Origin of the sequence: Paraburkholderia fungorum, assembly GCF_900099835.1 — a bacterium.
Lineage (GTDB): Bacteria > Pseudomonadota > Gammaproteobacteria > Burkholderiales > Burkholderiaceae > Paraburkholderia > Paraburkholderia fungorum_A.
Map to the genome: position 1 here is coordinate 1 of NZ_FNKP01000002.1, position 17,698 is coordinate 17,698.

General features: G+C 63.5%; 12 protein-coding genes. 8 read left to right on the plus strand and 4 right to left on the minus strand.

From position 1 onward, the window contains the following. Positions 1-58 precede the first annotated feature (58 nt). From BLS41_RS39045 to BLS41_RS16275, 5 genes are all read left to right on the plus strand, one after another. Entirely contained in the window at positions 59-217 is a 159-nt protein-coding gene (locus tag BLS41_RS39045) for a hypothetical protein (protein ID WP_171910253.1), read from the plus strand. 459 nt (positions 218-676) lie between these two features. Next, positions 677-970: a hypothetical protein gene (locus tag BLS41_RS16260; RefSeq protein ID WP_074766612.1), complete on the plus strand. Its 294-nt coding sequence runs from the start codon at positions 677-679 to the stop codon at positions 968-970. Between the two features lie 153 nt (positions 971-1,123). Beyond that, on the plus strand, positions 1,124-2,038 hold the full coding sequence (locus tag BLS41_RS16265) for a 3-hydroxyacyl-CoA dehydrogenase family protein (protein ID WP_074766615.1): 915 nt from the start codon (positions 1,124-1,126) through the stop codon (positions 2,036-2,038). A 150-nt stretch (positions 2,039-2,188) separates the two neighbouring features. Next, positions 2,189-2,800 (plus strand): flavin reductase family protein, encoded by a 612-nt coding sequence (locus tag BLS41_RS16270; protein WP_074766616.1) that lies wholly within the window; start codon positions 2,189-2,191, stop codon positions 2,798-2,800. A 99-nt stretch (positions 2,801-2,899) separates the two neighbouring features. Further along, positions 2,900-3,334: a cupin domain-containing protein gene (locus BLS41_RS16275; protein WP_074766618.1), complete on the plus strand. Its 435-nt coding sequence runs from the start codon at positions 2,900-2,902 to the stop codon at positions 3,332-3,334. A gap of 138 nt (positions 3,335-3,472) precedes the next feature. On the opposite strand, the gene BLS41_RS16280 is transcribed toward BLS41_RS16275, so the two are convergent. After that, positions 3,473-4,945 carry a polyhydroxyalkanoate depolymerase gene (locus tag BLS41_RS16280; protein WP_074766620.1) on the minus strand — a complete coding sequence of 491 codons (1,473 nt, stop codon included), beginning with the start codon at positions 4,943-4,945 and terminating at the stop codon, positions 3,473-3,475. A gap of 217 nt (positions 4,946-5,162) precedes the next feature. Here BLS41_RS16280 and BLS41_RS16285 point away from each other — a divergent pair, with 217 nt between their 5' ends. Further along, positions 5,163-5,834: a glutathione S-transferase family protein gene (locus BLS41_RS16285; RefSeq protein ID WP_074766623.1), complete on the plus strand. Its 672-nt coding sequence runs from the start codon at positions 5,163-5,165 to the stop codon at positions 5,832-5,834. A 70-nt stretch (positions 5,835-5,904) separates the two neighbouring features. Here the strand turns inward: BLS41_RS16285 and BLS41_RS16290 are convergent, their stop codons facing one another. From BLS41_RS16290 to BLS41_RS16300, 3 genes are all read right to left on the minus strand, one after another. After that, complete coding sequence (locus tag BLS41_RS16290) at positions 5,905-7,878, minus strand: methyl-accepting chemotaxis protein (protein ID WP_074766625.1); 1,974 nt, start codon at positions 7,876-7,878, stop codon at positions 5,905-5,907. Between the two features lie 369 nt (positions 7,879-8,247). Continuing rightward, complete coding sequence (locus tag BLS41_RS16295) at positions 8,248-10,944, minus strand: heavy metal translocating P-type ATPase (RefSeq protein ID WP_074766627.1); 2,697 nt, start codon at positions 10,942-10,944, stop codon at positions 8,248-8,250. A 115-nt stretch (positions 10,945-11,059) separates the two neighbouring features. After that, positions 11,060-11,728 carry an FMN-binding negative transcriptional regulator gene (locus BLS41_RS16300; RefSeq protein WP_074766630.1) on the minus strand — a complete coding sequence of 223 codons (669 nt, stop codon included), beginning with the start codon at positions 11,726-11,728 and terminating at the stop codon, positions 11,060-11,062. 336 nt (positions 11,729-12,064) lie between these two features. On the opposite strand from BLS41_RS16300, the gene BLS41_RS16305 reads away from it, so the two are divergent. Together BLS41_RS16305 and BLS41_RS16310 are read left to right on the plus strand one after the other, a co-directional pair. Next, positions 12,065-13,486, plus strand: a complete 1,422-nt coding sequence (locus tag BLS41_RS16305) for a DUF1254 domain-containing protein (protein ID WP_074766632.1) — start codon at positions 12,065-12,067, stop codon at positions 13,484-13,486. Between the two features lie 284 nt (positions 13,487-13,770). After that, positions 13,771-17,529: a DUF748 domain-containing protein gene (locus BLS41_RS16310; protein WP_074766634.1), complete on the plus strand. Its 3,759-nt coding sequence runs from the start codon at positions 13,771-13,773 to the stop codon at positions 17,527-17,529. The last annotated feature ends 169 nt before the right edge of the window (positions 17,530-17,698 follow it).

Consider the following 17,698-nt stretch of genomic DNA (forward strand, 5'->3'; position numbering starts at 1 on the left):
CCCTATACTTCTTCTTAAGGGAAAACCCTAGCAACGCAATCACCAACCGGGAGTCGCCATGAGCTTCATTTTTGCACTGTTCCAAAAGGTCAGCGATCTCTTTGCGTCGCCCCATCTGCCGCTGGATTCGGACTATTCGTTCGAGGCTCGCAGCCGCGAATCGGAGCGCGTGCGCAAGGCACAAGCAACGCTGTTCGGCATCAAGCTGACCGACTAAGAAAGCCACGTAGTACCAGCCCAATCGCGAAACAACGCGTATGGGCGCGCACGTCGGGTGCGCATTGAATTGATTGAGGCCACTGTTCGCAAACGCGTACCGTGGCTTTTTGTTTTGGGCAATCCAGAACGGGCGGGCGCTCTTGCTCGCTGTGTCTTAGCCGCGTTGCCAATTATTTCTCCTGCGAAATGAATGTAACGGAGCCTGACGTTCAGCCGACGTAATTTGCCTGCAATCTTTCGCGCAGGCCTTTGTTGGCAAGCGGGAAAGTCCGGCTGGGCGGCTTTTCATCCGTCCCTTACTCTGAAATGACCTCTTACAAGTGCTCACGTATTCGCGAGGTTTGCACCGCTAAAGTTGGTCTCAAGCGTACGGCGTCCGGTTCGATCCCGATGTCGCAGACCCAGGTCGAACGAACACGGACGCCGGCTTCGATACAAACTTTGATGGGAGGTCACAATGAAAACCTTTAACAAGACGTCGCGTTCGATTATTGCCACGCTGCTCGCAGGTGGCGCATTGCTCGCAGCAGGCAGCGCCTTCGCCCAGGAGCGGGTGTACATCGACAACGGCCCGGCCGCATACGGCCAGCCGCACATGACGCCGGTGGGCGTGTCGATCAACCTCGGCTGGCATGGCGACCGTTACTACGACGGTCACCGCTACTGGTCGCACGACGAATGGATGCGCAATCATCCGCACGACCGTGATCCGCACCATCACGACGATCATCGCGACCCGCACCACGATTAATGCGTGCATGACGCCGCCGCATCTGGCGGCGTGAAGTCCCCAAAGCCGGTCCTTCCTCGCGGAGACCGGCTTTGTTACGTTCGGCGCGGCGATCGGTGTGCTGCGTTATGCTTTTAAGCTTTCAATTCGATATTGGAAGCAAGGGAGAGTGTGGTGGACAAGGCGACAATCGGAGTGGTGGGCTCGGGGCTGATGGGCGTCGGAATCGCGACGCAAAGTGCGTTGCATGGACACAGGACGATCGTCCACGACGTCGACCCGGCGCGTCTGGCGAGCGTGGCGCCTAAAGCGGAAGCGGTGCTGGACGAACTGATCGACTGCGGGCGGATCGATCTCGCGGCGAAAACGGCCGCGCTGGCCCGCATCGAGACGCATACGCAGATCGATGTGATGGCGTCCGCGAACTTCGTGATCGAGGCGATTCCCGAGGTGCTCGAACTGAAGCATCGGCTGTATGCAACGCTGACCGGACTGCTCGCCGACGACGCGATTCTCGCCAGCAACACCAGCGGCTTCCCGCCCGACCAACTCGTCGCGCCGCTGCGCGCGAAAGAGCGTTTCGTGATCGCGCATTTCTGGAATCCGCCGCACATGATCCCGCTGGTCGAAGTCGTGCCCGGCACCGCAACCTTGCCGGAGGTCACGCAGCAAACCGCCGCGTTGATGAGCGCGATCGGCATGGAGCCGGTCGTGCTGGAAAAGGCGATTCCGGGCTTCGTCGGCAACCGGATCCAGTTTGCGGTGTTGCGTGAGGCGTTGAACATCGTCCGCTCCGGTGCGGCCACGGCGGACGAGGTCGATCGGGTGATGAAGGCGTCGCTCGGACGCCGGTGGAGCATCGTCGGCCCGTTCGAAGGCGCCGACATGGGCGGCCTCGATACTTTCCTCGATATCTCGTCGCATCTGATGCCCGAGCTTGCCAAGGACGAAGACGTGCTCGATCTGCTGCGCAAGCAGGTGGAGGCGGGGCGTGTCGGTGTGCGCAGCGGCGCGGGCTTCTACGAATGGGACGACTCGCATCTCGCGCAGGTCAGGGCGGGGCGTAAGAGCCTGATCAGCCGAGGCTGATGCAGCGTTAAAACCGGTGTGAAGCCGCATGCGTTGAAACCTAGATGCTCCACGCACGCGGCTTCGCACCAGGGCATGCCGGCATGCGCCGCCGCGCTGCGGTATAACTAGCCGTCCCGCCTCATCCACCGAATTTCCAAAATCACGCTCATGTCCCACTACTTCTACGACCCCGCCGCCGGTCACGGCCTGCCGCACGATCCGTTCAAGGCCATCGTCGCGCCGCGGCTGATCGGCTGGATTTCGTCACGCGCGACCGACGGCACGTTGAATCTCGCGCCGTACAGCTTCTTCGGCGCGTTCGCCACGTTTCCGGCGATCATCGGTTTTTGCAGCGAAGGGCGCAAAGACAGCGTGTCGAACATCGAGGCCACCGGCGAATTCGTGTGGAATCTGGCGAGCAGGCCGCTTGCCGAGCAGATGAACCGCTCGTCCGCGCCGGTCGCACCGCACGTCGACGAATTCGAACTCGCGGGGCTGACGCCTGCGCCCGGCCGCAATGTGTCCGTTCCGCATGTGGCCGAGTCGCCGGCCGCGCTCGAATGCAAATTGCTGCAAGTGGTGCGTCTGCATACGCTCGACGGCACGCCGATGGACAACTATCTGTCGCTGGGGCAGGTGGTCGGCGTGCATATCAACGAGGCGTATCTGAAAGACGGTCTGTTCGACACCCACGCCGCGCAACCGATCATGCGGGCGGGTTATCGCGCCGACTACGCGGAAATCGGCGAGATGTTCCAGATGTTCCGCCCAAACGCCTAGCCTTCCGCAGCAGTCGCGCTCACTGGCCCGCTTGATGCTTGCAACCGACGCTCCAACGCGTCGTTTTCAACTGCCGGCTCACTCTCCAGGAGCGCGATCATGTCCACCGAACTCGCTACGCAATTCAGTCATGTCCGTCCGCAAGACACGTCCTACGTGGATCAGGGCTTGCGGGACTTCTTTCTCTACCGCGATCTGGGCATCGCAGAGGCGACCGGCGGCAAGGTCCTCGCGCAACTCGTCAAGGCGAATCACGCACCAGAGCAAGGCACCGGCTGGCACCGTCATGAGGCCGATTTCCACATTGTGATCATGCTGAAGGGCTGGGCGCGCTTCATGTACGGCGACAAGGAGACGCTCGTCGCCGCCGGCGATTGCGTGCACCAGGCGCCGGGCATCGTCCACTACCTGTTCGATTACTCGCCGGATATGGAGTACATCGAAATCGTGTCGCCTGCCGATTTCAAATCGATCGATGCGGAAGGGCCGTGCGAAGTGCCGGGCGTGACGCCGTGGAAGAGCGTGGCGGCTTGAAGTCGGAGCCTGAAGGTCACGGCATGAAGCGTGAGGGCAGGAGCGCGGCCAACTTCGCGCTCTGGCGCAAACTGTTCGACGGGCGCGGCGCGAACCCGAGAAAAGGGTCCGCCGCGCGTTCGTAGAAACCGAACCTGTTCACTGCGCAGCCGGTGGCCGCCTGCGCGTCGCTCGCGTTGTCGACTGCGGCTTTGTCTTCGTCGTAGAAGCCCCGCTGCCGTTGACTCTCGCGGCAGAAGACCCATTCGACGCAGCCGCCTCCACCACGACATCGACCACTGCTGCGGCAGCCGGCGCAGCGGGCGCAACCTCGACAGCCGTAGCTACCGGCACAGACACCGGCTGAATCGTTCGCGCGCGCGAACTCACCAGTACCGCGCGCGGTTCGTTGTCGTAAATCACGGCCCGCACACGCGGATAAATCTGCCGCTCCCAGCGTCGTCCGTTGAATACGCCGTAGTGGCCGACGCCGGTTTGCACATGATGCGTCTTCAGATACGGCCTGAGTTTGTCGCACATATCCTGCGCGGCGAGCGTCTGCCCGACTGCGCAGATGTCGTCCTTCTCGCCTTCGACGGTCAGCAACGCAGTGCGCCGTATCTTCGACGGCTCGACCAGACGCCCTTGCACCTCGAGTTCGTGCAACGGCAGCGCATGCCGCTGAAAAACCGTGTCGACGGTTTCCAGATAGAAGTCGGCGGTCAGATCCATCGTCGCGAAATATTCTTCGTAGAACGTGTGAATCGTGTCGGCTTTCGCGGGATCGCCCTTCGCGCGTTCGTAGTACATCGTTTCGAACGAATCGAAATGGCGGTTCAGATTCATCGCCATGAACGCGGTCAGTTGCACGAACCCCGGATACACCCGCCGATGCGCGCCCGCAAAACCGAACGGCACCGCGCTGATCAGATTCCGCTCGAACCAGTCGAGCGGCTTGCTCTTCGCCAGATCGTTGACGCGCGTCGGATTGATCCGCGTGTCGAGCGGGCCGGCCATCAACGTCATGCTGGCCGGTTGCGCGGGATGATCGTCGGCGGCCATCAGCGCGACGGCGGCCAGCGCGGCCACGGTCGGCTGACACACGGCCAGCAGATGCGAGCCGGGTCCGATCTTCTCCGTGAAGTCGATCACGTGCTGCACGAATTCGTCGAAACCGAAGCGGCCCTGGCTGAGCGGCACGTCGCGCGGATTGTGCCAGTCGGTGATGTACACGTCGTGTTCGGCGAGCATCGTGCGCACGGTGCCGCGCAGCAGCGTCGCGAAGTGGCCGGACATCGGCGCGATGACGAGCACGCGCGGCTGCGGCGTGGCAGGCACGCTCGCCTTGCGGAAATGCAGCAGCGAGCAGAACGGCGTGCGGGCGGCGACTTCTTCGACGATCGCTACCGGCTTGCCGTCGCTCACCACGCTGTCGATCCCGAACGGCGGCCGCACGGGCGTCAGTCCCGCGAGCGTCAGCAATTCGCAGGACGCGCGGATCGAGCGGCCATGCGGCGAGTCGCCGAACGCGGGCCACGCATCGAGCGAGTGATTCATCAGCGCCGCGCTGTGCCGCAGCGGCAGCATCATGTCGGCGAAGGCCTGATAGGCCGGATATGCGAACAGGTTCATAACCTTCGCACGAGTGCAGGAAAGGAAGGAGTTCAAACAGAGGCAAGTCATGTGCCATGCATGCATACGCACTGACAGGGCGTGGTGCGCATTGGCATAGCATTTGCGCGCGTCAGTCGGATGGGCCGGAATTGCCGCGCTTTGGTGCGTGCGCGCACGACGGCGTGCATGGCGGCCGTCAGGCGTCGGTCGAACGCCTCATCTGGAGGAGAAACGTATGGCCAATACCCCGCAAACCTCGCTGACCACGCTCACGATCAGCAGCAAGAATTATTCGTCGTGGTCGCTGCGCGGCTGGCTCTTGACGAAATTCAGCGGCCTGCCGTTCGACGAAATCGTGATGCCGATCGACGACCCGGCGGCGCGCGCCGAATTGCTGCTGCTGTCGCCGTCGATTCTGGTGCCGTGCCTCGTTCACGACGGCATCAAGATCTGGGACACGCTGGCGATCGCCGAGTATCTGAACGAATTGAAGCCCGAGGCGGCGCTGTTGCCGAAGGACATTCGCGCGCGTGCGCATTGCCGCTCGATTTGCGGCGAGATGCATTCGGGTTTCGGCTCGCTGCGCTCGGCGCTGCCGATGAACCTGAAGGCGCACTTTCCGGGCTTCAAGGTCTGGGCGCGCGCGCAGTCCGATATCGACCGGATCGTGTCGATCTGGGGGGATTGTCTGAAGCAGTACGGCGGCCCGTTCCTGTTCGGCGAACGGACGGCGGCGGATGCGATGTACGCGCCAGTGGTGACGCGTTTCGTGACTTACGACGTGAAGCTCGACCCTGAGATCGTCGAATACGGGCAGCGGATCATGGCGCTGCCCGAGATGCAGGAATGGATCGCCGATGCGCAGCAGGAAGCCGAGGAGATCGACGAACTGGATGTCGAGTTCTGACGCCGTTGCGCTGCCGGCGTGGGTGCATTGAGACACACTGCGCCAGCAGCAGCTTTCATGACTCTACAAATCAATCGCGCGCGTTATCGAGCTTGAACACGCTGACCACCTGCGCAAGACGCGCAGCCTGATCGCGCAACTCGGCCGCCGCGATTTCCGCTTCTCCGACCATCGTCGCGTTTTGCTGGGTGGCCTCGCCGATCTGCGTGACGGCCAGGTTGATCTGTTCGATGCCGCCCGATTGTTCGCGCGACGCGACGCTGATTTCACCCATGATCGCGCGCACCTGCCCGACCTGTTCGACGATGCCCTGCATGGTCGCGCTGGCGTGTTCGGCAATCTTGAAGCCGCTTGCCACGGTCGCCGTCGACGTCGCGATCAGACTTTCGATCTCCTTCACCGAGGCCGCGCTGCGTTGTGCGAGCGCGCGCACTTCGGATGCGACCACCGCGAAGCCCTTGCCGTGCTCGCCCGCGCGCGCGGCTTCGACAGCCGCGTTCAGCGCGAGGATGTTGGTCTGGAATGCGATGCTTTCGATCACCGTCGTGATCTCGGCGATCTTCTGCGACGAGCGGCTGATTTCGCCCATCGTCGACACCACGCGTTCGACCGCGCGGCCGCCTTCGAGCGCGGCGTCGGCGGCGCGCGTGACGAGCGTGTTGGCTTGCGTGGCGTTGTCCGCGTTCTGCTGCACGGTCGACGTCATCTGCTCCATGCTCGCCGCCGTTTCCTCCAGGCTGCTCGCCTGCGTCGCGATCCGCATAGCGATGTTGCCGCTGCCTGTGGCGATCTTTTCGGTGCCGTGCGACATATCCGCCGATGCATGGCGCACCTGTGCAACGATTCGCGCAAGGCCTTCGCCGATGCCGTCGATCGACTGCATCAGCCGGCCGATTTCATCGGCGCGCGCGTTGCCGTGTTTTGCGACGCGCACCGAGAGATCGCCCGACGCGAAGCGCTCGGACGCGTTGGCGGCTTCGTCGAGCGGACGGCTCACGAGACGTCGCACCGCGATCAGGAACAGCACCGCGAAGCCGCCGACCAATGCGAAGCCGAGCAGCAGGAACTGATTGCGGGTCTTGACGACCTCGGCCAGCACCTCGTCGCGCGGCGCGATGCCGCCGACCAGCCATTGCCATTCCGGCACGGTCACGAACGATACGAACTTGTCGCGCGCGTTGGGCTCGCTGAGCGTGCTGTCGGCGGAACGGTAGTCGAGTTCGCCCTGTTTCAGGTCCAGCATCTGCTGATACGGGGCGTTCGCGTCGTCCGCTTTCTGGCCGGCGGCGGCCGGATGGACGATCAGCTTGCCGCGATCCGCGCCCTTCGACGCATCGACGACAAAGTAGTAACCGCTATCGCCGATCTTCAGATTGCGGATGCCGTCTTCGACCGATTGAATCTCCTTGTCCACGTTCACGCCGACGAACAGCGCGCCGATCACGCGGCCGCTCGCGTCGGTAATCGGCCGATATTGCGTAGTTAAACGTTTGCCAAAAAGCGCGGCCAGTCCCGTGTAAGACTGGTTCGCGAGCAGCCGCGCGTAAGCGGGTGCCTTGCGGTCGAGCAGCGTGCCGATCGCGCGGCTGCCGTCCTGTTTTTTCAGCGACGTCGTCACGCGGACGAAATCGTCACCCGTGCGCGCAAACACCGTGGCCACCGCGCCGCTGCGTTCGAGGAACAGGTCGGGGATCGTGAAATCCAGGTTCAGAACCTTGTCGCCGGCCTTGAGGGTGGGCGTCGCGATTCCGCCGATATCGACTTTTTGCGTTTCGTCGAGCGTGTAACTGGTGGGCAGGAAACTGGCGAACAGCGACATCGAGCGATCGACTTCCGCCGACAGCGCCTTGTCGAACAGCGTGATCATCGCGGCGATCGAGCGGTCCTTTTCGGCAATCCGTTGAAGAACCTGGTCACGGACCTGCTGGCTGGCGGAACGGGTGAGCGCCCACGTGAAGGCGGCGAAAATCAACGCTACCAGCGCGCACGACAGTACGGCGAGCCGGGCGCCAACGCTGGCGCGGCGAAGAGAGAGAAAATCCATTGGCAATCGCGGAGTAATAGGGGACAGGCGGATACGCGGACCATGCGCGGGCATGGCTGGCGTCGATGTCTGGTTAACGGCCGCGAAGGTGGTTGGCTTTAGTGGCGCGAAAGGGGTTTGTAATTGGGCGTGGGTTTGTTGCGGGTTGGGTGCGGCGCCGGGGTGCTTGCCACGCAGCTTGTGTGAACGCCAGCGCTTTATCGTTTTACGAATGACGTGACGTGCGTAGGAGTGGCGGAATTTCTCGTCACGCCACCCCACCCCACACGATTGCCACCACGCTGCCTTTTGTACGCGTCATCGCTGGCTCAGCCAGTGTCGGCTTCAGCAAGCCGTGCCAGATCTGCGGAGCAAATGGGGCCGCTCAGGTCAGCGCGCCCCGCGCCACGTCCGCAGCAGCAATGCGTTCGTCACCACGCTGACGCTCGAAAACGCCATCGCCGCGCCCGCCAGCATCGGATTCAACAAGCCCAATGCAGCCAGCGGAATGCCGATCAGGTTGTACACGAACGCCCAGAACAGGTTCTGCTGGATCTTGCGCCAGGTCTTGCGCGAGATGTCGATGGCGTCGGCCACCAGCGCCGGATCGCCGCGCATCAGCGTGATGCCGGCCGCGTGCATGGCGACATCGGTGCCGGTTGCCATCGCAATGCCGATGTCGGCGGCGGCGAGCGCGGGGGCGTCGTTGATGCCGTCGCCCGCCATCGCAACGATGCCCGCGCAGCGGATCTTCAGGTCGCGGATCACGCGGGCTTTATCGTCCGGGAGAACTTCGGCGTGGAATTCGTCGATGCCGAGCGCGTGGGCGACGCTCGCCGCGCTGCCGTGGTTGTCGCCGGTAATCAGCACGCTTTTGATGCCCATTTGCGCGAGCCGCTCGACGGCGGCGCGGGCGGTGGGCTTCACGGTATCGCCGAATGCGATGAGGGCGAGCGCGGCGACGTTGCCGGGGCTGCGCTGCATCAGCCAGGAAACGGTGTTGCCGGCGGCTTCGAGTTCGCTGGCGCGCGCGGCCGATTCAGGCGTGAGTTCGATGCCGAGTTCGTTGAGCCAGCGAGTACTGCCGAGCGCCAGCGTCCTGCCGTCCACGTTCGCTTCGACACCGCGACCGGCGATGGCGCGAGCGGCAGAGCCGGTTGGGACGGCTTGTTCAGCGGATTGGATCTCGGCTTGCGCAGCGGATGCAACCTGCACACCCGTTTGCATGCCCGCCGCCAATGTCGGCTCTGTCGCAGCCCCCACATCGGAGTTCCCGACTCCGCGCGCGATGAATGCAGCAAGCGCCGGATTTTGCGTTTCCGCCAGTTCGCCACGCTCGTCCGCTCCGGCCGCCACCGCTTCATACGCCTCGACCACCGCACGCGCCAACGGATGATCGCTGTGCCGCTGCACGGCCGCCGCCAATCGCAACGCCTCGTCGCGCGTAATCTGGCCGATTGGCTCGAATGCGGTCACCGATGGCCGGCCGAGCGTCAGCGTGCCGGTTTTGTCGAAGGCGACGATGTTCACCCGATGCGCCGTTTCCAGCGCTTCGGCATCCTTGATCAGCACGCCGTGCCGCGCTGCGACGCCGGTGCCGGCCATGATCGCGGCGGGCGTCGCCAGGCCGAGCGCGCACGGGCAGGCGATCACCAGCACGGCGACCGCGTTCAGAATCGCCGTTTCGCCGCCAGCCCCGGCGAGCAGCCAGCCGACCAGCGTGAGCGCCGCAATCGCCAGAATTGCCGGCACGAAGATTTCGCTGACGCGGTCCACCAACCGCTGGATCGGCGCTTTCTCAGCCTGCGCGCTTTCGACGAGGCGGATGATCCGCGCGAGTGTCGTCTCCGCGCCGATCGCCGTGGTCGTGACCGCAATCGCGCCCTCGCCGTTGATCGAACCCGCTGTGACCGCATCGGGCGCCTGCTTCGGCACCGGCAGGCTTTCACCGGTGATCAGCGATTCGTCGATATGCGTGCGGCCTTCGAGCACCGCGCCGTCGACCGGTACGCGTTCGCCGGGACGCACGATCACGACGGTGCCGACGCCCACCTGCGCGAGCGGCACGTCGCGTTCCTCGTGGCCGACGCGAATCCGCGCGCGATCGGGACGCAGCGCGTTAAGCGCGCGGATGGCGTCAGTCGTCTGACGCTTCGCGCGCGCTTCGAGCCATTTGCCGAAGCGCACCAGCGTAATCACGACCGCCGACGCCTCGAAATACAGATGCAGCGTGTCGCCCGGATGCCCCAGCAATTCGTACACGCTGATGCCATAAGCCGCCGACGTACCGAGCGCGACCAGCAGGTCCATATTGCCCGCGCCTGCGCGTATCGCCCGATAGGCCGCGCGATAGAAGCGCGCGCCGAAGCCGAATTGCACGATCGACGCAAGCGCGAATTGCAGCCACGGCGGCAGCATCGCGTGGATGCCTAACCATTCGCCGACCATCGGCGCGACCAGCGGCAATGTCAGCAAAGCGCACACGATGACGGCGACGAGGTCCTGGCGTGCCTGATCGCGTTTGCGGTCGGCGGGGGTGGCTTTGTCGGCGGTGTCCGCGGCGACAGGTGCTGCGGGCGGCGCGATTGGCTCGGCTTCGTAGCCGGCTTTCCTGACGGCGGCGATCAGCAAGGCGGCGTCCGGCGTCGCATCGTTCATGGTGACGGTGGCCGTTTCAGTCGCCAGATTCACCGATGCGCTCGCGACGCCCGGCACTTTCGCCAGCGCTTTTTCGACGCGCATCGCGCACGATGCGCAGGTCATGCCGCCGATCGCGAGTTCCGTCGCATGCGGAACGTGAGACGGCGCTGGTTCGGCGGAAACGGATGGCGTGGCGTCGTAGCCCGCCTTGCGCACGGCATTGGCGAGCGTTTCGGGATCGACGGTGTTGTCGCTTTCGATACGCGCCTGCTCGGTGGCGAGATTCACCGACGCACGCGTCACGCCCGGCACTTTCGCCAGCGCCTTCTCGACGCGCATCGCGCAAGACGCGCAGGTCATCCCGCCGATGTCCAGTTCGGTGGTGCGGCCGGGGAGTTGAGAAAGGGCAGCGCCTGCGGGGCGCTGCGTGTTGGCAAGTTCGGTCATGGTAGGTAAGGCTCGCAACGGCATGGGGCCGCATCGTGAACCCAGTATCGACCTTCCTATGATGGGAAGGTCAAGGACGGATTGTGTGGCGAGCCCCTTCAGGGCAAGTTCGGCCTCAGAATGCCGGCGGCGCATCGAGCATTGCCTGCCCGACGGCCTTCTGTTCGTCCGATGCGCGGTCCAGCAAAGTGTCGGCCGCCCCGCGCCGGTCCGCAGCTTCCTTGTTCTGCCCGAGCTTCCACTTGCCGACCAGCCGTGTCACCTCGATCTCGATCCCGACAATCGCCCCAAGCATCTGCTTGATGAAGTCAGCGGGCGCGTCGCCCATTTTCCATGGCACCGCTTCGCCGGCTTCCATCTTGCGCGTCAGCCTCGCGACCAGCCCGCGCACGAACGCTTCGTCATCGCGCACGGCAATCCGCCCATGCGCGTGCACAACGATGTAGTTATACGTAGGCACCTGCCGATGCGTGTCGTGTTTGCTCGGGTACCACGTCGGCGAAATGTAGGCCGCCGGCCCCTGAAAGATCACGAGCGCGTCGGGATTCGTCGCTGCTTCCTGCCAGACAGGGTTCGCGCGGGCGACGTGCGCACGCAGAATCAGGCGGTTTTCAGCCGATGCCGTCGCGTCGCCCGCTGCGGAAATCGTTTCGGCCTCGAACGGCAAATGGTTCGCGTCGAGCCCGTTCGGCCCATTCGTGATCAACGCGCCGAACGGCTGCTCGGCGATCAGGCGGTGGAGAACCTCTGGACGGTTCTCTTCGAAATGGGCGGGCATGTACATAAAACGCTCCGGATACGAAAAATAGGGGGACGAAAAAATGAAAATAAAAGCTAAATAAAGCGCCGGAAAGCCAGCGCGTAAAAACGACCCGTGACTCGCTCGCTGGCATAAGTGTCGCGAAAACCATCGACCGTACCGCAAATGACGCGCCCTGACGCGTTATCCCGCGCATTTCTTGCCTTTGCGCTTGCCTGACAGGCAAGGATACGATACAACCCGAAGTTGTCGGCATTGCGATCCGCAGACAGGCTGCGCTGGGCTTTGGGAGACCACGCAAACACGTATCGCTGCGCGCCGGCCTCTCCCATAGGACCGCACGTTCCGCCACCTCAACGAATGATAAAAAATCGCCGAGAACCGTTTTCGTTTCATTGGACCTGCGCATCGCTCGCAGGCCTCGCATTTCTGGCTGGTTGCGCTTCGTCCAGCCCGTCCGTGACGCCCAACAAGACTGGCTGGATCAAGGACGAAGTCGCCGATTCGTACGTCTTCGGTTATCCATTGGTGCTGATGGGCGTCGCGCGCGACGCGGCGGTCGGCACCGAGCCGGGGCAGGCTCCAATTAATACGCTGCGCCACGCGCAGGCGCTGCCGCCGATCGGCGCGGCCAATCCGACGCGCCCCAGTCTCGACACGCTCGACTCGACCGGCTGGCTCGACGTCGGCGCCGAACCGGTGATCATCTCTTTGCCCGATTCGCACGGCCGCTATGTCGACGCCCGCGTGCTCGACATGTGGACCAACGTGGTGTGGTCGACCAGTTCCCAGTTCGCCACGCGCGCGGCGGGCATCAAGGCGCAAAGCATTGCGTTCGTCAGCCCGGACTGGAAGGGTGATTTGCCGAAGAACGTGACGCGAGTCGACGTGCCGACCCACAACGCGTGGGTGAGCGTACGCATCCAGTCGAACGGCACGCGTGATCTGACGGCGGTGCGCAAGTTGCAACGCGCGATCCGGGTCGTGCCGCTGAGCGTCTACGTCGGCGACACGCATGCTGCCCAGGTTGCGCCGCCCCGCAGCAATTCCGCCGACACCGCCAGCGCCACCGCTACGACTCCGGCCGCGCAGGTCGCCGCGCTCGACGCGAACGGTTTTTTCAGCCGCCTCGCCGATGCGCTGCCTGACAATCCGCCGACACCAGCCGATCCGCACGCGCTGAAAATCCTCTCGGATTTCGGTGTGATACCCGGCGAACCGGTGAAGCTGCCGAACGCAACCGCCGTCGTCAACGCAGGTCTCGCGGACGGCCACGAGCGCGTCGCCACGCCGCCGACCAACGTGCTGAGCGCCAACGGCTGGAGCTGGTTCGGCGACGGCGTGGGCAACTACGGCCCCGACTACGCCTTGCGCGCTTATGCGGCGAGCACTCAGCCGGGCATCGGCACGAAGGACGACGAAGTACGCGCGGTCGTCACCCAGGACAGCGACGGTCACGCGCTGAACGGCGCGAACCGCTACGTGATTCACTTTGCGCCGAACCAGTTGCCGCCGGTGCGCGGCTTCTGGTCGATCACCGCGTACACGAAAGATGGCGCATTGGGTGAAAGTGCGCCTGCGCGCCTGGCGGTCGGCGATCGTAACGGCGCGCGCCGCAATCGCGACGGCTCGCTCGACGTGACCGTTTCGTCGACGCGCAGCAGAAGCGGCAACTGGCTGCCCGCGCCGCGCAGCGATCTGCAACTGGTGCTGCGTCTGTACGCACCGAAACCGCAGGCCACCGACGGAAGCTGGCAACCGCCCGCCGTCGTGCGTCAATGATGTGAGTCGATGCGATGCGTCGGTGACCGGATCACCGATGCATCGCGTCGCGCAAGACATTGCGTCCTGCGAAGTACGTCAGCGAGATGACAACGCGCTGTCAATAACACCTTGAATCGTGGTTTATTCGTTGCCTGATGGCGGCGGATAAACCACTCCGTCACGCGGATGTTTGTAAAACCGCGCTCGACATTTCTATCCCCCACGAGATTCACGTTTTATACTGCCGCTTGCGGGATTTTCGTTTTCGCGGCGGGCTTGCCGCCGCATTACCCAAGACCGAGATGGCAAGCCTTAATAAAGCATCACTAGCATCATCCATGCAGACCGTGCGCGAGGTTGCGCAGTCACGTCGCACGCGGCGGGTCCTGATAGGTCTGCTGATCTTTCTCGTATTGTTCGGTCTGCTCGGCTTTTTCGCGGCGCCCCCGCTGATCCGCCACATCGCCGCGCAACAACTCAGCAAGCAGCTCGACCGGCCCGCCTCGATTGGCCGCATCGCGCTCAATCCTTATACGCTCCGCCTCGAAGCCGACAACGTGCATATCGGCGAGCGCGGCGGCGCTGGCGATTTCATCGATATTTCGCGGCTGATCGTGAAGCCGTCGTGGAGTTCGCTGTTTCGCGGTGCGCCGATCGTCGATGAAGTGCAGGTCGACTCGCCACGCTTTCATATCGTTCGGTATGACGCGCAGCGCTTCAATTTCACCGATCTGATCGAGAAGTTTTCGAAGCAGCCCGCCAAGCCCGACAGCAAGCCGACGCTTTTCTCGGTGTCGAATATTCGTGTCGAAAACGGCCAGATTACGTTCGACGACAAACTGCTCGGCGCGACCCATGTGATCGACCAGTGGAAGCTCGGCATCCCGTTTATCGCCACGCTGCCTTCGAAAACCGATATTTTCGTCGAGCCGCTGCTGCGTGCGCGGATCGACGGCAGTCCGCTTGCTATCGACGGCCGGACCAAGCCGTTCGCCGCGTCGCGCGAGTCGGAAGTGTCGCTGCGTTTCGACGGGCTCGATGTGCCGCGACTGATCTCGTACGCGCCCACTACGCTGCCAATCGTCGTGCAGTCGGGCAAGCTCTCTACCGATCTCAAGCTCAATTTCGTGATGTCGAACGACGCGCCTTCGTTGCGCGTCGCGGGCACCGTCGATCTGAACGACGTGGATGTGCAGGACCGCAACAAAGCGCCGTTCTTCGCGGCGCGCGCGGTGCACGTGGCGGCGGCGTCGCTTGAACCGCTGAAAAGTCTTTACCACTTCGACGATATCCGTATCGACGCGCCCAGCGCCAATCTCGCGCGCGACAAAGACGGCGTGCTGAGTGTCGAGCGGATGTTTGCGCCAGCGCCTACGGCGCAGAATGCGCAGGCATCGGCGAGCGCGTCCGCGCCGGTCGCTGCGTCGGGCGCAGCGCCTGCCGCCAACACTAAAGCCGAAGAAAAGGCCGCCCCGCCTCTCGATCTATCGATCAAACGCTTCGCGCTCGCCGACGGCACCGTCAAGGTCCATGACGAGGCGGCCTCGCGCCCGGTCGACCTCGGTCTGCAAAAGCTCGCAGTCACGCTCACCGATTTTTCGACGCTCGCCACCACGCCCGCGCACTACACGCTGAACACGGAACTGGGCGACGGCGGTTCGCTCGGCGCCGAGGGTGCAGTGGGCCTCGTAGCGAAGACGGCCAGCGCGAAACTCGATCTGAAGTCGCTGAAGCTGCCGGTCCTGCAGCCCTACATCGATACCGCAACGGCGGCTCAGGTGACCGACGGCGCGCTGTCGGCGACGGTCAATATCGACGCGAACTGGTCGAAGTCGCCGGTCGCGTTGACGGTCGCCGATACGCAACTGGACGTGCAGTCGCTGAAGCTCGCCTCGCGCGACAATAAAGCGCCGGTGATCGCGCTCGCGCAGGGCCAGGTGGCGGTCAAGCAGGTGGACGTGGCGGCGCGTACGGCCGACATAACCAGCGTTGCCACCACTGGTCTCACGGTGGATGCGCAGCGTCTGAAAGACGGCAGCATCAACCTGAGTTCGCTCGCCGGGCCGCACGAAACCGCGCAGCAGCGCACCGCGATCCACGCGGCGAAAAAGGCGCACGAAGAAGGGCCGGCGTGGCACTACAAGATCGGCGAGTTGAACCTGAAAGACGCCACCGTCGATTTCACCGACAGCACCACGCCGCGTCCGGTCAAGCTGAGCATCACGCCGATGCAACTGAAAGTGCAGCAGATCAGCGACGACCTGAGCCGTCCGCTGCCGGTCGATCTGCAAGCCACGCTGAACAAAAAAGGCACGCTCGGCGTGAAGGGCGACGTCACGGCGACGCCGCTCAAGGTGGCCGTCAAGGTGAACGCGAACCGGCTCGACGTGGCGGCACTCGAACCTTACTTCGGCAGCAAGCTGAATGCCGTGATCGCGAGCGCGCTGCTCAACGCAAACGGCGATCTCGCGCTGAGCCAGGCGAAGTCGCTGAAAGCGAACTACCGCGGCGACGTGGCGCTCGTCGACGTGCGTATGCTCGACAAGGCGACTTCGGACCCGTTCGCGGGTTGGGGCTCGCTCGCGCTGTCCAACCTGAAGGCCGATTACGACGAACATGGCACGGTCGTGGACGCGGGCCGCGTCACCTTCACGAAGTTTTACGGAAGCGTGCTGCTCGACGCACAAGGCAAGCTGAATCTGAAGGACGTCGTCGCGCATGAAAGCGGCGCGGCGCAATCGCTCACACGAACCAAAGGGGGCACCGAACCCGTGCCGTTGACGCCGCCTGCGGCGTCGGCGGCGGTGGTTGCGTCCGCGCCCGTGGCGGCCTCGCCCGCCATGGTCACCGCGGCGACGCCGCCGCAAAGCCCGGTCAGGATGCACTTCGGCCAACTGGTGCTGCAACAGGGCCGCGTGACGTACACGGACAACTTCATCAAGCCGAATTACAGCGCGAACCTGGTCAACATTCAGGGTACGGTGGGCGCGTTCGGCACGCAGTCCACCACGCCCGCGCCGGTCGATATCGCTGCAAAGCTTGCGGCTAACGGTCCGCTGTCGATACGCGGCACGATCAATCCGCTGATCGCCAAACCGGCGCTCGATCTGACCGCGAGCGCGCACGATATCGAGCTGACCAACCTCACGCCGTATTCGTCGAAATATGCGGGCTATCCGATCACCAAGGGCAAGCTGAACGTCGATCTGCATTACAAGCTCGATAACGATCAACTGAATGCGGACAACCATCTGTTCATCGATCAACTCACGTTCGGCGATCACATCGACAACGATACGGCGACCAAACTGCCGGTGCGCCTCGCTATCTCGCTGCTGAAGAATTCGCGCGGTGAAATCGACGTGAATCTGCCGGTGTCGGGCTCGCTGTCGAATCCTGAGTTCAGCGTGGGCGGGTTGATCTGGCATGCCGTGCTCAACCTGTTGCAAAAGGCGGTGACTGCACCGTTCTCGCTGATCGCTCACGCGTTCGGCGGCAATGGCGAGGAATTGGGCTACGTCGAATTCGAGCCGGGTTCCGCGACGCTCTCGGATGCCGACAACAAGAAACTCGACACGATCGTGAAGGCGCTCGCCGATAAATCGTCGGTGAAGATGGACCTGATCGGCCGTGTCGATCCTGCTGTCGACGAACCGGCGTTGCGCACGCTGTACGTCGACCGCCTCGTCAAGCAGCAGAAGATCAAGGATGTGGTGGGCAACGGCGAGAGCGTGGATTTGTCGACCGTCACGCTCGATCCGAAGGACTACGACAAGTACCTGACCAAGGCCTACAAGTCCGCCGACTTCAAGAAGCCGCATAACTTTGTCGGCCTGACCAAGAGCGTGCCGGACAGCGACATGAAGGCGGCGCTCGCGGCCAATGCGCCGATCAACGACGCCAGCCTGCGCGAGCTTGCGCAACAGCGGGCGCAGAGCGTGCAGCAGTATCTGGACGGCAAGATCGACAGCAGCCGCGTGTTCGTCGTCGCGCCGAAGCTGAACGCCGATGGCATCAACGACAAAGGCGCGACCACGCGCGTCGATTTCGGCTTGAAATAAGGGCTTTTCTGAATGCGCATGCCGCAGCGTGTTGTACGCGCTGCGGCATGCAGGCGTGTCGAAAGCGCGTTGCCTTCTTGTTGTTCTTCCCCTCCCATGCATCGCTTTGCGGCAACCCTCGCCGCACGCGTTTTATCGCTCGATGCAAAGCCGATATGCACACTTTTTT